The sequence below is a fragment of the Wolbachia endosymbiont (group B) of Camptogramma bilineatum genome (genome assembly GCF_947251825.1).
Taxonomy (GTDB): Bacteria; Pseudomonadota; Alphaproteobacteria; order Rickettsiales; family Anaplasmataceae; genus Wolbachia.
In genome coordinates, this window is the sequence record NZ_OX366391.1 from 645,167 (window position 1) to 659,460 (window position 14,294).

At 34.5% G+C, this 14,294-nt stretch carries 17 protein-coding genes; 13 read left to right on the top strand and 4 right to left on the bottom strand.

What is annotated here, in order from left to right; all coding sequences use genetic code 11:
• Positions 1-372: 372 nt before the first annotated feature.
• Entirely contained in the window at positions 373-573 is a 201-nt protein-coding gene (gene rpmG / locus OPR44_RS03265; protein ID WP_012481745.1) for a 50S ribosomal protein L33, read from the bottom strand.
• 148 nt (positions 574-721) lie between these two features.
• Here rpmG and OPR44_RS03270 point away from each other — a divergent pair, with 148 nt between their 5' ends.
• From OPR44_RS03270 to OPR44_RS03295, 6 genes are all read left to right on the top strand, one after another.
• Complete coding sequence (locus OPR44_RS03270; RefSeq protein ID WP_265015319.1) at positions 722-2,479, top strand: Rne/Rng family ribonuclease; 1,758 nt, start codon at positions 722-724, stop codon at positions 2,477-2,479.
• 73 nt (positions 2,480-2,552) lie between these two features.
• Positions 2,553-4,475 (top strand): molecular chaperone DnaK, encoded by a 1,923-nt coding sequence (gene dnaK / locus OPR44_RS03275; RefSeq protein ID WP_265015320.1) that lies wholly within the window; start codon positions 2,553-2,555, stop codon positions 4,473-4,475.
• Positions 4,476-4,547: 72 nt separating this feature from the next.
• On the top strand, positions 4,548-4,832 hold the full coding sequence (locus OPR44_RS03280) for a BolA family protein (protein ID WP_264374834.1): 285 nt from the start codon (positions 4,548-4,550) through the stop codon (positions 4,830-4,832).
• A gap of 7 nt (positions 4,833-4,839) precedes the next feature.
• Positions 4,840-6,072 carry a cystathionine beta-lyase gene (gene metC, locus OPR44_RS03285; RefSeq protein ID WP_265015321.1) on the top strand — a complete coding sequence of 411 codons (1,233 nt, stop codon included), beginning with the start codon at positions 4,840-4,842 and terminating at the stop codon, positions 6,070-6,072.
• On the top strand, positions 6,041-7,603 hold the full coding sequence (locus tag OPR44_RS03290) for a Mur ligase family protein (RefSeq protein ID WP_265015439.1): 1,563 nt from the start codon (positions 6,041-6,043) through the stop codon (positions 7,601-7,603). The genes metC and OPR44_RS03290 overlap by 32 nt, the downstream gene beginning before the upstream one ends.
• Before the next feature lie 113 nt (positions 7,604-7,716).
• Positions 7,717-7,842, top strand: a complete 126-nt coding sequence (locus OPR44_RS03295) for a hypothetical protein (protein WP_006013387.1) — start codon at positions 7,717-7,719, stop codon at positions 7,840-7,842.
• A 128-nt stretch (positions 7,843-7,970) separates the two neighbouring features.
• On the opposite strand, the gene miaA is transcribed toward OPR44_RS03295, so the two are convergent.
• Positions 7,971-8,855 carry a tRNA (adenosine(37)-N6)-dimethylallyltransferase MiaA gene (gene miaA, locus OPR44_RS03300; RefSeq protein ID WP_010407423.1) on the bottom strand — a complete coding sequence of 295 codons (885 nt, stop codon included), beginning with the start codon at positions 8,853-8,855 and terminating at the stop codon, positions 7,971-7,973.
• 75 nt (positions 8,856-8,930) lie between these two features.
• Between miaA and OPR44_RS03305 the strand changes: the two genes are divergently transcribed.
• The 4 genes from OPR44_RS03305 to OPR44_RS03320 all read left to right on the top strand — a co-directional run bounded on the left by OPR44_RS03305 (position 8,931) and on the right by OPR44_RS03320 (position 11,021).
• On the top strand, positions 8,931-9,401 hold the full coding sequence (locus tag OPR44_RS03305) for a hypothetical protein (protein ID WP_265015322.1): 471 nt from the start codon (positions 8,931-8,933) through the stop codon (positions 9,399-9,401).
• Positions 9,402-9,528: 127 nt separating this feature from the next.
• The gene (locus OPR44_RS03310; RefSeq protein WP_264719936.1) at positions 9,529-10,188 is read left to right on the top strand and encodes a JAB domain-containing protein; all 660 of its coding nucleotides are present in this window, start codon (positions 9,529-9,531) and stop codon (positions 10,186-10,188) included.
• Between the two features lie 103 nt (positions 10,189-10,291).
• Positions 10,292-10,624 carry a helix-turn-helix domain-containing protein gene (locus tag OPR44_RS03315; protein WP_265015323.1) on the top strand — a complete coding sequence of 111 codons (333 nt, stop codon included), beginning with the start codon at positions 10,292-10,294 and terminating at the stop codon, positions 10,622-10,624.
• 34 nt (positions 10,625-10,658) lie between these two features.
• Positions 10,659-11,021, top strand: coding sequence for a helix-turn-helix domain-containing protein (locus tag OPR44_RS03320; RefSeq protein WP_265015324.1), 363 nt, complete (start codon positions 10,659-10,661; stop codon positions 11,019-11,021).
• Positions 11,022-11,156: 135 nt separating this feature from the next.
• Here OPR44_RS03320 and OPR44_RS03325 read toward each other — a convergent pair whose 3' ends face one another.
• Together OPR44_RS03325 and OPR44_RS03330 are read right to left on the bottom strand one after the other, a co-directional pair.
• A complete protein-coding gene (locus OPR44_RS03325) occupies positions 11,157-11,882 on the bottom strand; it encodes a hypothetical protein (protein WP_265014708.1) in 726 nt (241 codons plus the stop codon).
• Positions 11,840-12,238 carry a hypothetical protein gene (locus tag OPR44_RS03330; protein WP_265015325.1) on the bottom strand — a complete coding sequence of 133 codons (399 nt, stop codon included), beginning with the start codon at positions 12,236-12,238 and terminating at the stop codon, positions 11,840-11,842. Before OPR44_RS03330 ends, OPR44_RS03325 begins: the two co-directional genes overlap by 43 nt.
• A 198-nt stretch (positions 12,239-12,436) precedes the next feature.
• On the opposite strand from OPR44_RS03330, the gene OPR44_RS03335 reads away from it, so the two are divergent.
• From OPR44_RS03335 to OPR44_RS03345, 3 genes are all read left to right on the top strand, one after another.
• Positions 12,437-13,360, top strand: coding sequence for a hypothetical protein (locus OPR44_RS03335; protein WP_265015326.1), 924 nt, complete (start codon positions 12,437-12,439; stop codon positions 13,358-13,360).
• A gap of 44 nt (positions 13,361-13,404) precedes the next feature.
• Positions 13,405-13,638: a helix-turn-helix domain-containing protein gene (locus tag OPR44_RS03340; protein WP_265015327.1), complete on the top strand. Its 234-nt coding sequence runs from the start codon at positions 13,405-13,407 to the stop codon at positions 13,636-13,638.
• Between the two features lie 127 nt (positions 13,639-13,765).
• On the top strand, positions 13,766-14,047 hold the full coding sequence (locus tag OPR44_RS03345; RefSeq protein WP_265015328.1) for a helix-turn-helix domain-containing protein: 282 nt from the start codon (positions 13,766-13,768) through the stop codon (positions 14,045-14,047).
• Positions 14,048-14,294: the final 247 nt, after the last annotated feature.

A 14,294-nucleotide genomic window follows, 5' to 3' on the forward strand; every position in this document is an offset into this window, starting at 1 on the left:
AAAATATCTTTTACTATGATTATAGTCAGATTTAAAATATGCGCAAGCAATTTTTTTCTGTAAAAGTTTAACAAAAGAATTCAAAAGTTTGTGAACAACCTCTAAGTGTATGGTCCCAGAGTGTGATGGTATATAGACTATCTGGATCATTTAAAGTATCAGATCAAGTCCCATTTAAGCAATAAAAAGACCAGATCAGGACAAAAACGCTACCATTTTCAGCCCTTATTCAGGTGGCTCAATTTCCCGTAACTTATATAAGTTACCGTAATCTTTCAAAACCTCAAACAGACTTTCTCTAATGCAAAACAGTATAACTAGTGAGCAATAAGCTACACTCCTTTTAGCTGTAAGCTTTGCATGATAATATACTTACTTTAATTTTTCTTCTTTAAATAATACGTGTCTTCTGACCACTGGGTCATACTTCCTAAACTCGAGCTTCTTGGGAAGGTTCTTAGGATTACGTTTTTTTACACAAAAATAGCCTGTTAGTTTCTCTTCTCCAGTTTTTGTTGTTTTAGTTGCGGTGCTAACTAGCTTGACAAGCAAAGAAGCATTTTTTTTCGCCATAATTGTAGTGATATAATAAATTCTATGCAAGTTTAGAACGCAAAACACTGAAAGTCAACCCAATAATGCAGGTCGCAAAATTCTTGACAATCAATAATATATTAAGTAGTATAAAAAGATTTCAGAATGAAAAGCAGACGGTAAATAAGTGGCGAGTGATGGCAAAAGGTTATTATTGATAGAAAGTACTACCTGTTCTAACGAGGTAAGGGTTGCCCTACTAGTTAATGGTAGGGTTGTAGAGTTTGAACAAGAATTCAAGGAAAAAAGACAATTAAGAGGTAATATATACGTTGCTTATGTAAAGCGTATAGAGCCTGCTTTGCAGGCCGTGTTCATTGAGTATGGAAAAAATAAGCAAGGTTTTTTGTCTTTTTCTGAGATATCTCTAAATTACTTTAATATTCCAGAAAAAGAGAAGGAAATTTTCCCTGACGAAGGCTATTCGAGCGGTGTGGACTGTTCAAATGATAATTGCACAGAAGAAGGCCTAGATTATACAGCTAGTAATGAATCCAGCAGTGGTTTTGTGAGGGAGGTACCTTTACATAGAAAATATAAGTTACAAGATGTGATTTTAGTAAATCAAAAGTTATTGGTTCAATTAACTAAAGAAGAACGAGGAAATAAAGGAGCTTCATTTACAACATACGTAACTTTGGTCGGTAGATACTGTGTTTTCATGCCCAATTCCATAAGTAGGGGTGGAGTATCTCGCAGAATTGAAGATACCAACGTTAGAAAACAGTTAAAGGATATATTAAATTCAATAAATTTACCAAAAGGGTCAGGTTTAATAGTAAGAACTGTTGGTGCAGGAAAAAGTAAGAAAGAAATTGAGCAAGATTACGATAATTTGACCTTATTATGGCAAAATATCCAGCAAAACTTCTCTTCTTTAAATGTTCCATCATTAATTTACAACGAAGCAGATGTAGTTATGAGATCTGTACGTGACTTTTGTAGTAATGATACAGAAATTATAGTATCTGATAGAGAAGTTTGTGAAGCGGTAAGAAAATACACTAAAAATGTGTTACAAGGAAAATTACGTCCTAGGTTATATAGAGGCTCTGTTCCAATCTTTACTTACTATCGAGTCGAAGATCAAATTTCTGAATTATATAGCAATAGAGTAGAATTACCATCTGGTGGGTCTTTGGTGATAACCTTAACTGAGGCATTTGTTTCAATAGACGTAAATTCAGGGAAAATGACAGGAGAAGATAACATAGAAGAAACAGCTTATAGAACTAATATGGAGGCATTATCTGAAATATCAAGGCAAGCGAATCTCAGGGGCTTATCAGGGTTAATAGTTGTTGATTTTATTGACATGTTGAAACTTGAGTATTGCAAAAATGTTGAATTTGCTATCAAGCAGGCGTTTAAAGATGATAAAGCTAAAGTTCAATTTAGCTTTATCAATGACTTTGGTTTAATGGTCTTTTCAAGACAAAGAATTAAACCAAATATACAGGAAATTAATACTACAGAGTGCTTACGCTGTAAAGGTATTGGAAGAGTGAAATCAAACGAAGTGGTTGTTGCATCGATACTAAGGGATTTGCAACATATTGCTAATAAAAATCAAAATAAGTCCTTTGATTTAATAGCACGCAGTGCAGTTATAGCGCACATTTTTAATAATAAGCGTGATATGGTTTCTACAATCGAAAAAGAGTTCAATATTACATTAAATGTTAGTATTGATAATAGTTTAGATGCAGATACATTTATTTTAAAGCAAGGAGACCATATTAATTTTAATGATTATAAGCCATTGCAGAATTCTGGATGTCAAATTGTGAATAGTAGGGATAAAGAAGCTGGTAGTTCAGATAAACTACCGGGCAACTTTTGGTTAACTAAATGGCTTTCGCGCCTTTTGGGCTCTAACAACTAAACGGGACTTGTAATTAACGAGTTTTATACTTATATATTTTACATCAGATAATATTTAAAAGGGAGTATTCATTATGGGAAGAGCGATAGGTATAGATCTTGGAACAACAAATTCTTGTGTTGCAATAATGCAAGGCAAGAATACAAAAGTAATTGAGAATAAAGAAGGAGCAAGAACTACTCCATCTATAGTTGCATTTACTTCATCTGGAGAAAGGTTGATTGGTGCTCCAGCAAAAAGGCAAGCAACTACCAATGCAAGTAATACTTTTTTTGCAACTAAGAGATTGATAGGTCGCCAATATAGCGATCCTGAAATGAAGAATCTAGGTGTACCGTATAAGGTATTTGCAGCAAAAAATGGTGATGCATGGGTTAAAACAACTGATAGTAAAGAATACTCTCCTAGTCAAATTGGTGCATTTATATTGCAAAACCTGAAAGAAGCAGCGGAAGCTTATCTTGGGGAAGAAGTAAAGGATGCTGTGATAACAGTGCCGGCGTACTTCAATGATTCTCAACGTCAAGCAACAAAAGATGCAGGAAAAATTGCTGGATTAAATGTCCTCAGAATAATTAACGAACCAACTGCTGCAGCACTTGCTTATGGTCTTGATAAAAAGCACGGACACACAATAGTAGTGTATGATCTTGGTGGTGGTACATTTGATGTTTCAGTTCTTGAAATAGGTGACGGAGTTTTTGAAGTAAAGGCTACAAATGGTGATACTCACCTTGGAGGGGAAGACTTCGATAATGCAGTAGTAAATTATTTACTGGGTGAATTCAAGAAAAGTAATGGCATTGATTTGAAAAACGATCCAATGGCTATGCAAAGAATCAAAGAAGCTGCAGAAAAAGCAAAGGTAGAATTGTCAAGTGCAATGGAAACAGAAGTAAATCTACCGTTTGTTACAGCTGATGCAAGTGGCCCAAAACACTTAAATATGAAGCTAACAAGAGCAAAGCTTGAAAGCTTAGTGAATGATTTGATTGAAAGGACTATAATTCCTTGCAAAAAAGCTCTTGAAGATGCTGGTTTGTCTGCTAGTCAAATTGGTGAAGTAGTTCTTGTTGGTGGCATGACTCGTATGCCAAAAGTCATAGAGAAAGTTAAAGAATTTTTTGGCAAAGATCCACACAGAGGGGTTAACCCTGATGAAGTTGTAGCAATTGGAGCTGCAATACAGGCGGGAATCATTCAAGGTGATGTAAGAGATGTATTACTACTTGACGTAACTCCACTTTCTCTTGGTATTGAAACTCTAGGTGGAGTATTCACTCCACTTATTGAACGTAATACTACTATTCCCACAAAAAAATCTCAGGTGTTTTCAACTGCAGAAGATAACCAAACAGCCGTTACAATTAAGGTACATCAAGGTGAAAGAAAATTGGCGATTGATAATAAACTGCTTGGTCAGTTTAGTTTAGAAGGAATACCACCTGCTCCTCGCGGGGTTCCTCAAATTGAGGTGACATTTGATATAGATGCAAATGGAATAGCGCATGTTTCTGCAAAGGATAAAGCTACTGGAAAAGAGCAAAAAATACGTATTCAGTCTTCAGGTGGTTTATCGGAGGATGAAATAAATCGGATGGTGAGAGAAGCTGAGGAAAAAGCACAGGAAGATGAAAAGCGTAAGAAATTTATTGAAGTGAAGAATCAAGCGGATAGTTTAGTTCATTCTACAGAAAAATCTTTGACAGAATATGGTGATAAAATTTCTCCAGAAGATAAATCTGCTATTGAAAATGCAGTTAATGAGTTAAAGGAAGTGAGTAAATCTGACAACATTGATGATGCTGATTCAATACAACAGAAGGTTACTAATCTTTCTCAACTTTCTATGAAGCTTGGAGAAGCTATGTATCAAGCATCTCAGCAAAACAGTGCTGAAAATGGCTTTTCATCAGAAGGAAATCCAAATGATAAGGAAGAAAAAGTAGTAGATTCTGATTATCAAGACATAGATAATAAAGAAGAGAATAAGTAATTCGATTGTCATCCCAGTGCCCAGATACTGTGGGATGACAAGAGGAGCGTATTGTTGCTTAAAGGAACCATTATGGATATTATTAAAACGATGGAAGAAAAGCTGCGCGGTTCAATAGGTATAATTGGTATTAATGTTATAGATGAGTCAGCGAAGCATGCAGATCATTATTTTGCTTCTTCTTCGACACTACCTTCACATATCAAATTAGTATTAATATCTAACGACTTTTCTGGAATGAGCTCTTTAAAGAGGCATAAATTGATCTATGAATTATTAAAGAGTGAAATAGAACGAGTACATGCGATTTCTCTTCACTTGTATACGCAAAGCGAATACAATCTAAAAAATAAATAATAAAAATGTGAACGAAGAGTCTATATTAGTTAAAGCAGGAAGAAAATTTAATGACTATAAAGGTTCTATGAACCCGCCAGTTTATCATTCTTCTACCATATTATTTCCTACTTACAAGGATTACTTAAGTGCAGCGAATGGGGAGAGTATATATGATGTGATCAATGATGGTGTTGCAAGGGATTACAGCTATAGTAATGTTGGTACGCCTACTGTTCATTATTTTTCAAATGCACTGGCTGAAATTGAGGGTAGGGGACAAGCACTCATCTACCCTTCTGGATTATTTGCACTTACTTTTGCTATTTTGACTTTCACTAAAGCAGGTTCACATGTCCTGATACAAGATAATAGTTATTATAGGCTAAAGAGATTTGCCGAAAATGAGCTACCAAAAAGAGGAGTAGAAGTAACTTTTTATAATCCGACACAGGATATAACTGATTTAGTTCAGAGTAATACTTCACTCATCATGATTGAGACTCCTGGTTCTATAACGTTTGAGATTTCAAATATAGAGCATATAGTAAAAGTTGCTAAAGCACGTGGAATCGTAACCGTTTGTGACAATTCATGGGCCACTCCTTTGTTGTTTAAGCCGCTTAATTATGGAATTGATGTTGCACTATACGCGGTGACAAAGTATCTAGCCGGTCACTCAGATTTAGTTATGGGAGCTGTTATTGCTGAAGGTGAAATTTTTAAATTGCTTTATGAGAGCTATAAAAATTATGGAGTAACCATTCAATCGCACGACTGCTACCTTGCACACAGGGGACTAAGAACACTGCACACACGTATGAAAAGGCACCAAAATACAGCAATGGAAGTGGCAAAGTGGCTAGAAGCACAGCAAAAAGTTAGAAAGGTTTTATATCCAGCACTTCCCTCCCATCCTCAACACGAATTATGGAAAAGTTACTTCAAAGGAGCAAGCGGCACATTCAGTATAGCACTGGATAGAGAATATTCATGTGAAGAACTAGGCTGCATGGTTGATCACATGAAAGTTTTCGGCATTGGTGCTTCTTGGGGAGGATGTGACAGTTTGATATTACCAATAGACCATAGATCTATTTCAAGATCTGTAATAAATTCAGATTGTGGTGGAAGTTTTGTGCGAATATTTTGCGGACTAGAAGATCCTGAAGATTTGATTTTTGACTTGAATACTGCATTAATAAGACTGCCATGTTCAAGTGTTAAAGATGATTGTGAGACTGAAAGAGCTACTGCATAACATTGTAAATGCTGACTTTGATATTGAAATCAAAGGCGTCACATGTAATCCTAAGAGAGTTAAAGAAGGTTACCTTTTTGTTTGTGTGTCAGAAAGGAGTAAAGAACACGTAACATGTCTTCCTAATGGATGTGTACACAACTGTGTAGACGTTGTAATACAAGGGGCCAAGAAAGATGTCATCCCAGTGCTCAGACACTGGGATCCAGAAAATTTAATTGTAAACAAGCATACTAGACAATTGTATAATGAAAACTGGATTCCAGTGTCCGCTACTCGAATGACAAGTACTCCAAGTTTTGCAGTGCTTTACCACTCGGACCCTCAAGGAATATACAGTGAAATAGTCAGCAGGTTTTATCAATTCAAACAACCTAAATATGTTGCTGCTGTAACTGGTACGAATGGTAAAACTTCAGTGGTGGAATTTTGTCGCCAGATTTGGCAAGATAATGTAGCGTCTATAGGAACACTGGGAACATGTGTCAATAATAATAGAAAAGATAATAGCCTTACAACGCCAAGTGCAGATGATCTTTATTCCACATTGCGTGACATAAATAATAAGAACGTAGAACACTTAGCATTAGAAGCTTCAAGCCATGGAATCGATCAATACAGAATCCATGGACTCAGGCTCAATGCTGCAGCTTTTACTAATTTCTCTCAAGATCATTTGGACTATCACAAAAGTATCGATGAGTATTTTGAGGCCAAGAAAAGGTTGTTTGATGAGGTATTGCCAAAAGAAAAAACAGCGATTTTAAATGCAGATATAGGCGAATATGGAGAGTTGCTCAACATAGCTGAAAAGCGTGGCAACAAAGTTATAACCTATGGAAAAAAAAACTCTGACATTACTTTATTAAAGCAGATACCCACTGCCAATGGTCAATACCTGACAATTCAAATCGGTGATGAAATTTATAACGCATTTTTTCCGATTTTTGGGCAATTTCAAGCATATAATTTGTTGTGTGCAATCGGTATAGTTATTTCATCTGGTATGGACTATCAAAGAATGTGTATAGATAAACTCGCTTCTCCATCTGGAAGAATGGAAAAAGTGAACACTTTTGCATTTGTCGATTACGCTCATACTCCAAGTGCACTCAAACAAGCTCTGTTGTCTTTAAAATGGCACTTCAATAAAAAGATAGTTCTAGTGTTCGGTTGTGGCGGGAATCGTGATCAAACAAAACGTTCAGAGATGGGTAAAATAGCACAAATGCTTGCAGGTAAAGTTATAGTCACAGATGACAATCCGCGTGATGAAGATCCGGGGAAAATTCGTCACGATATTTTGTTACATTGCCCTGATGCACTGGAGATAGGAGATAGAAAAAAAGCTATAGAGAAAGGTATAAATATAGCACATGATGAAAATATGATTCTGCTAGTTGCAGGAAAAGGACATGAAAGATTCCAAATAATAGAAGGCCAATCCCTTGAATTTAGTGATGTTGAAGTTATTAGAGAGGGCCAAAAATTTGCTACTGCTGTTTTGCTCTCTCCTTCATCCAACGCCTGAATGGCTTTTTTCCTTAAGTCATAACTGTACGCTGCTGGCATTTTTACCTTCTTGTTACACTAAATCACTATCTTATCTTGTTCCTACTATTATGAGAAGAGCTATACAAGGATATGAAAGTGGAGATTGTGGTTACAAGATTAGTGAGAGAATATAGAAAAATTGAGGATGAAATATTGCGTGATATAGTTCATTTAGTGATAAAGGCTCTTACAGGTATAGTAGCGCTTCATAAGTAAGAATATTTTTACAAAGAATTTAATAATCACAATTTAGGCAATGATGAAAGTTCTTTAAGAAAAAAGTTTAATACTATCAAGAAAAGTTTGCATAGGCATAGCAATATAATACATAATAATCAAAATATCTAAAATTCTGTCAATTTATTTGCACAGTCAATCACTTGAGAATTAGGAAATTGATTTTTAAACCAAGTGTACTGGCGTTTTGCATAATGCCTTGTGTTTGTTTGAGCAATCTGTATTGCTTCGTCTAAAGTAATCTCCCCTTTTAAGTATCTTATAATTTCTGGTACTCCATGTGCTTTCATAGCTGGCAAATGTGGAGATGGGTTCATGCTAAGTAGGTTTTTTACTTCATCAATTGCTCCATTTTCAACCATTTCAATAAAACGAGAATTTATTTTTCGGTATATATCCTCACGTTTAGGTAGAATTGTATATACCTTAAAATTATTGAACAAAGGAGGCTGTCTATTTTCTTGCCATACAAAGATTGTCTTGCCAGTTTCAGTGATAACTTCAAGTGCTCTTGAGAGGCGATGTGAGTCATTAATAAATATTTTACCTTGAATCCTTGGATCTTTGCTTAGCACTAATTTGTAGAATTCCTCTTTACTTAAATTTTTCCTAAGTTCATTTACGTTTTCTCTCACTTCCTGGCTTATTTGTGGAATCGATGATAATCCCTTGATTAAGCTGCTAATGTAAAGCCCACTTCCTCCAGTGATGATGGGTATTCGTGAATTTTTCAGCGCGTTGTTAACTTCCCTCTTTAAATCCTCTAGCCATAAACCTACGGAATAATTTTCTCTTGCTGAAACATAACCGTATAGCCTATAAAATTCTTTCTGCTTTGGTGGTTGAGCAGTAATTACGGGAATCTCTTTGTATACCTGCTTTGAGTCACAGTTTATTATGCTAATGTTTTTATACTTTTTTATCAAGTTATCGCATAATTCTGATTTACCTGAGGCTGTAATTCCTGTAATAATTACTATATTATCTTTCATTTATATTAATTTAACTAACCTATGATAGGGTGTAGTAAAAATTTGGATTCTACAATCTAAAATTTGGAGACTTTTATGGCAGAAAATGATAACGATAACTCGTTTACTAAGCGTTTTACAAATAGGACCTCTAATGAGACAAGAGGAGGTTTTTCCAGTAAGTATTCATCTAAAAATACCAAAGAACATGCACTAGGAGCAAAAGGAAAAATTTCTGAATTAGCAAACAAAAAAGCTGAAGCCAAGGAAGCTTTTTCTGAAAGTGGCGGCATAAAGAGTAAAAGCAGAACTATCAATGAAAGATCCTTTGCTGATGCAACAAGAAGAAGTAGATCAGATCTCATATATCTAGTTCGTGGTAAAGATCGAGGAAGATCAGCTTGGCACTATGTATTAGTTGATAAAGATAAAAGAGAAATGTTTCTGGCAAAAAGTAGAACTGGCTCTATAGATGTTGCAGATTATGGAGAGATTTTATATTCAGGATGGGGAGATGATCCACCACAGGAGATAGTCGATAAAATCAATGCGGAGTTCGGATTGTAGTAAATCTGTTGTAAAAGCAACAAGGACAACATTGCAAATTTAGAGTTCAAGAGGGTTATTCCTCGAGAACTCCTGCGTCAGAAAGCTGGCGTTGAATTTGTATATAATGTTGATCTTGGAGGTTTTTATGAATAATAGTGAGAGAAAAGAAAAATTAGAAACTCGTATTCTATCAAGCAGAGGTAGGTCTTTGCTTGACCATGAGCTACTGGAACGTAATCTATCTGCATACACAGAAGGAAGAGAAGTTGCCAAAAAGCTAATGGAGCTCTTTAGTAGTTTAGGAAGGGTAATTAATGCTGATCTTCACGAGCTAAAAAATGTTACAGGAATGAACGATGGAGCAATAGCAAATATCTTTTGCCTGAAAGAGATTTTCGATAGGATATTGAAAGGTAAGTTAAAAAAGCTGTCGATTCTTGATAATAGAGAAGAGCTACTAAAATACTTTAAAGCAGCAATAGGACAGTCAAGAAAGGAAAGCTTACGAGTGGTATACTTAGATCGAAGTGGTCATTTAATATATGAGTATGTTCAAGACTGTGGAACTATAGATAGAGTCCCTCTATATGTGAGGGAAATAATCAAACAGGGATTACTGATTGACGCAGCATCTGTTGCAATTTCACATAATCATCCAAGTGGAGATATAGAGCCATCTAAAGAGGATGAAGATAACACACTTACATTAGCTGCAACCTGTGAAAATGTAGGAATGAAATTAATAGATCATATAATCGTAACACAGAAGAGCCATTTTAGTTTTTATAACAGTGGTTTATTGTAATCTTTAGACTGGAAGGAAAGTTCTCTAGCTTTCCTTCTTTTTTTCCACTTCATAAATTAAAAAATTCAATATAAGCTTGAACAGCTAAAATTAGTAATAAAAAGTGGAATTAGGCAAAAAAATAAAGGAACTTAGGTTATACTGTGGTTTAACACAAACTGAGTTGGGAAAAAGAATAGGTGTTTCATATAGGCAGATACAAAGGTACGAAAATGGTTCAAATTGTGTTTTGGCCAGTAGATTATATGATTTAGCAAAAGCACTATCGATAGATGTTGCTGATTTCTTTACTGTTATGCATACTGACTCACATGAAAGTTATGATGAAGAAATACTAAAATTAGTTAAAAAATATAATAAAATTAAGAGTAAAAGGCTGCGTAGTGTAGTTTATACGTTAGTAAAATCTTTTTCTCAAGGTTACAATGAAAGTTAGTATTGTTTGTATATATGAATTAAGACATTAACAAATGGATACACAACATCCTATTGATAAACAAATAGGTGAAAGAATAAGAAAGCGAAGGTTAATGTGTGGTTTTAGTCAAAGGGATTTGGGAAAAAAGCTTGGAATTTCATTTCAGCATATACAAGGATATGAAACTGGAGAGGTAAGGCTTGTAATTGATAGATTGTACAATTTGGCAGAAGCTTTGTCCGTTGATATGTCATATTTTTTTACCAAAGCTTCTGAAGACTTACACGATAAGGCCTTTTGTAGCGATGTGGGTAGTGAAGAAATATCAAGGCTAGTGAGGGAATACAGGAAAATTAAGGATGAAACGTTGCGTAATATTGTGCATTCAGTGATAAAAGCGCTTGCCAATAAATAATATTGCCTGAATATATCTTCAATCCACTTCTACAAGCAATGCTAGTTAAGGTAAAATTTTTATGGTAATCTTGATTAAATTCCAAGAACTACTTTACTTTGCAATAATTATGGCTATGTAAAACATAGCCATCAATCAAAAACGTCCTACAGATGTCGTTTTATCATTTTTTAATTTATCTACCCAAGAAAAAGTCTCACTACTCTTAGAATTTGGATCGCCCCATCTTCCACACCTAGTAAAACTGCCTTTTTCTACTGCTTCTTTAACAGACATGCCACCAAATAAACAACCTTGTCCTACGATTTCTCCTATTTTTTGCAACTCATTCCACATTTCTTCATCTTCTACCTCAACTTGTACTTGATGATAGTCTTCTGTGTCATGATATACCATTAAATTTAGCTCTCCTAGGCTAGTGCAAAGTGTTACTGTAAAAGCACTGCTATCTGATATATCCACGTAGTTTCTTTTGCCGTCTTTCCCAGTTTTGACTTCAACTTCACCATCACCTATTTTTAGGATATTGCCACCAAGGTTTAAGTCTCCTTTACTTAAGCCTAAATTTTTTGCACCTTCTACAACTTTTGCAACATCAACTATGCAGCTATGTGAAAATTCTATATAGAAGGTCTTATTATCAATTTCTATATTTTCAACAGTTCCTTCTATAGTAGCGTTCTCTCCAACTTCCCTGAGCTTTTTGAGTAGATCATATATTTGTGGCTCAATTTCTTTTTGCACCTTTTGATAAATTTCAGTTATTTTATTATCAACTTGTACATTAAAATCTGCCCCATTTAAAGCTAACTTCCTGATTATATCCTCTTGTTTATTTCCTTTGAATCCATCACGATACATCTTAAACATTGTAACGTTAGCGAAGCTAAAGCCATTTTTATTGCAGCATTTATTCTTATTCCTAAATCCAAAGCTTCATCAACAACTTTACTTAACTCGTTTATATTTTTAGCTGCAATAGCTTTTTCCAAGAATTCATTTAGTTTCATATTTTCATATTCACTTAGCCTTATCTTGGATAAAGCTGATCGAAATGGATTGAGCTCCTCAGGATATGACAAGACAGGTAGTTTACTGATCTTTTTATTTGCTGTTGGAGCAGCTTTTATAAAATTAGGTAACAACCCTTCTTTTGCTATTCGCTCTACCGCTTTTAACATTTTACTAGACAATTTTTTACTTTTTATTTTTTTCATTGTAACCCTCACTTAATCTTATTACTATTCGATCATAACGTGATAAATGTTATTTAATTGTCAACGCTATACGACTTATTGATTTACTGTATATTATAATAACAAACTTTACGGGCATTTACACTAGAAAAACACATCCTATAAAAATTATTTCAGTTTCAACAAAAATGGGGTATTGTGATTATAAAATTGAAAGAAATGGATCTCCTATCTTACTCTACTGAAAAGCTGAAAAAGCATTGTCAGCTACTTGATAATAAAGAAAAAATAGTTCTATATGAGCAGCTGCTAGACAAGGCTAAAGATATACTTGAAAATTCAAGAGATAATGTTTCTGAGCTGAAAAGGATCAGTAAAGCAGCTGTAGCGATAGAGGAAATTACCGATAAGCAGTTACTAGAAAAGTTTAATGATGACCACCCGCTAAGAGAAGTGGACATTTTAATCTACTCTCCTCAGGGAAATACTGAATATCTGTTCAGCACAGATAACTCATCAGAACTTTATGATTTAAAAGAAGATAAGGAAAAAGCTCTTTATAATGTAGTTAAGTCAAATGATGTTGAGCTTGTAAAAAAGCTGCTGATGATTCTTTTACCTACAGAAGTAAGTAATTTTGATACGAAATACTTGGAAGAATTGAAAATATCGCTGTCAGGAATCAGCAAAGAATTACCATTATCACAGGATATGAAAAATTATCTTGAGAAGATGATAAAGTTCTATAGTTTTTTATATAGTAATTTTAGCTTATTAGTTGCAAATCCTACTGATGTAAAAGCCCTAATTAATCTATTTGCTGATCAACCAAATATTGATTACCAAATAGATAAGCTTCTCCTTTCTTTTATTGTGAGAGATATTGAGGAAAAAAAGCTAAATTCTGAAATCAGTCACATGATAGAACTCCTTGAAAAACATGAAAAATTTGCTGAGCTCGAATATAAGGTTAGGAGATTAAGATCAGAGTTTACAGGTGGCAAAAGTAGATATTCAGCTGAAGTAATAAGAAATAGCATTGCAGAGCGAGAAAAAGAGATGAGGGAAATTGAGAAAAAATACGTAAGGCCAAGCGATTTAATTAGCGAGAGGCAGAAATTATTAAAGCAATTACTTTGCTAGCTTTTTCATAAAATTTGTTGTAAATTGAATAGCTAAAATTAAAGGTGGATCGCATACAATTAGGTAAAAAAATAAAACAACTTAGGTTAGATCGTGGTTTGACACAGACCGAATTAGGAAAGAGAATAGGTGTTTCATACAGACAGATACAAAAATACGAAAATGGTTCAAATTGTGTTTTAGCCAGTAGGATATATGACTTAGCAAAAGCTCTATCTATTGATGTTGCTAACTTTTTTACTGATATGCATGCTGACTCACATGAAGCTTATGATTAAGAGGTGTTAAAGTTAGTTAAAGGATATAACGAAATTAAGAGCAAAAGGTTACGTAGTGCAGTTTATATATTGGTAAAATCTTTTTCTCAAAGTGATAATACATAGTTAATATTACCTGATACGTAAAATGACTATACAACATCCTATCGATAAACAAATAGGGGAAAGAATAAGGAAAAGAAGGTTAATGTGTGGTTTTAATCAAAGAGACTTAGGAAAGAAGCTTGGAATTTCATTTCAGCATATACAAGGATATGAAACTGGAGAGGTAAGGCTTGTAGTTGATAGATTGTATAATTTGGCAGAAGCTTTGTCAGTTGATATGTCATATTTTTTTACCAAAGCCTCTGAAGATTTGCATGATAAGGCCTTTCGTAGCGATGTGGGCAGCGAAGAAATATCCGATTAGTAAGGGAATATAGAAAAATTAAGGATGAAGCATTGCGCGATATTGTTCATTTAGTGATTAAAGCTCTTGCTAACACAGGCTTCAAATGGGATGTTAAATGCACGTCAATCTCAGAGTAGAGAAGTTAAGGTATTGTTTCAGTATTCTTTCCTCAAGCCACCTAATCAGTTATTTGTACTTTATACTATAGAAAGACAGCAATTCCATTTTTTTAATTCTTTAACATGGATAGCGCTGTTTCGCGCAG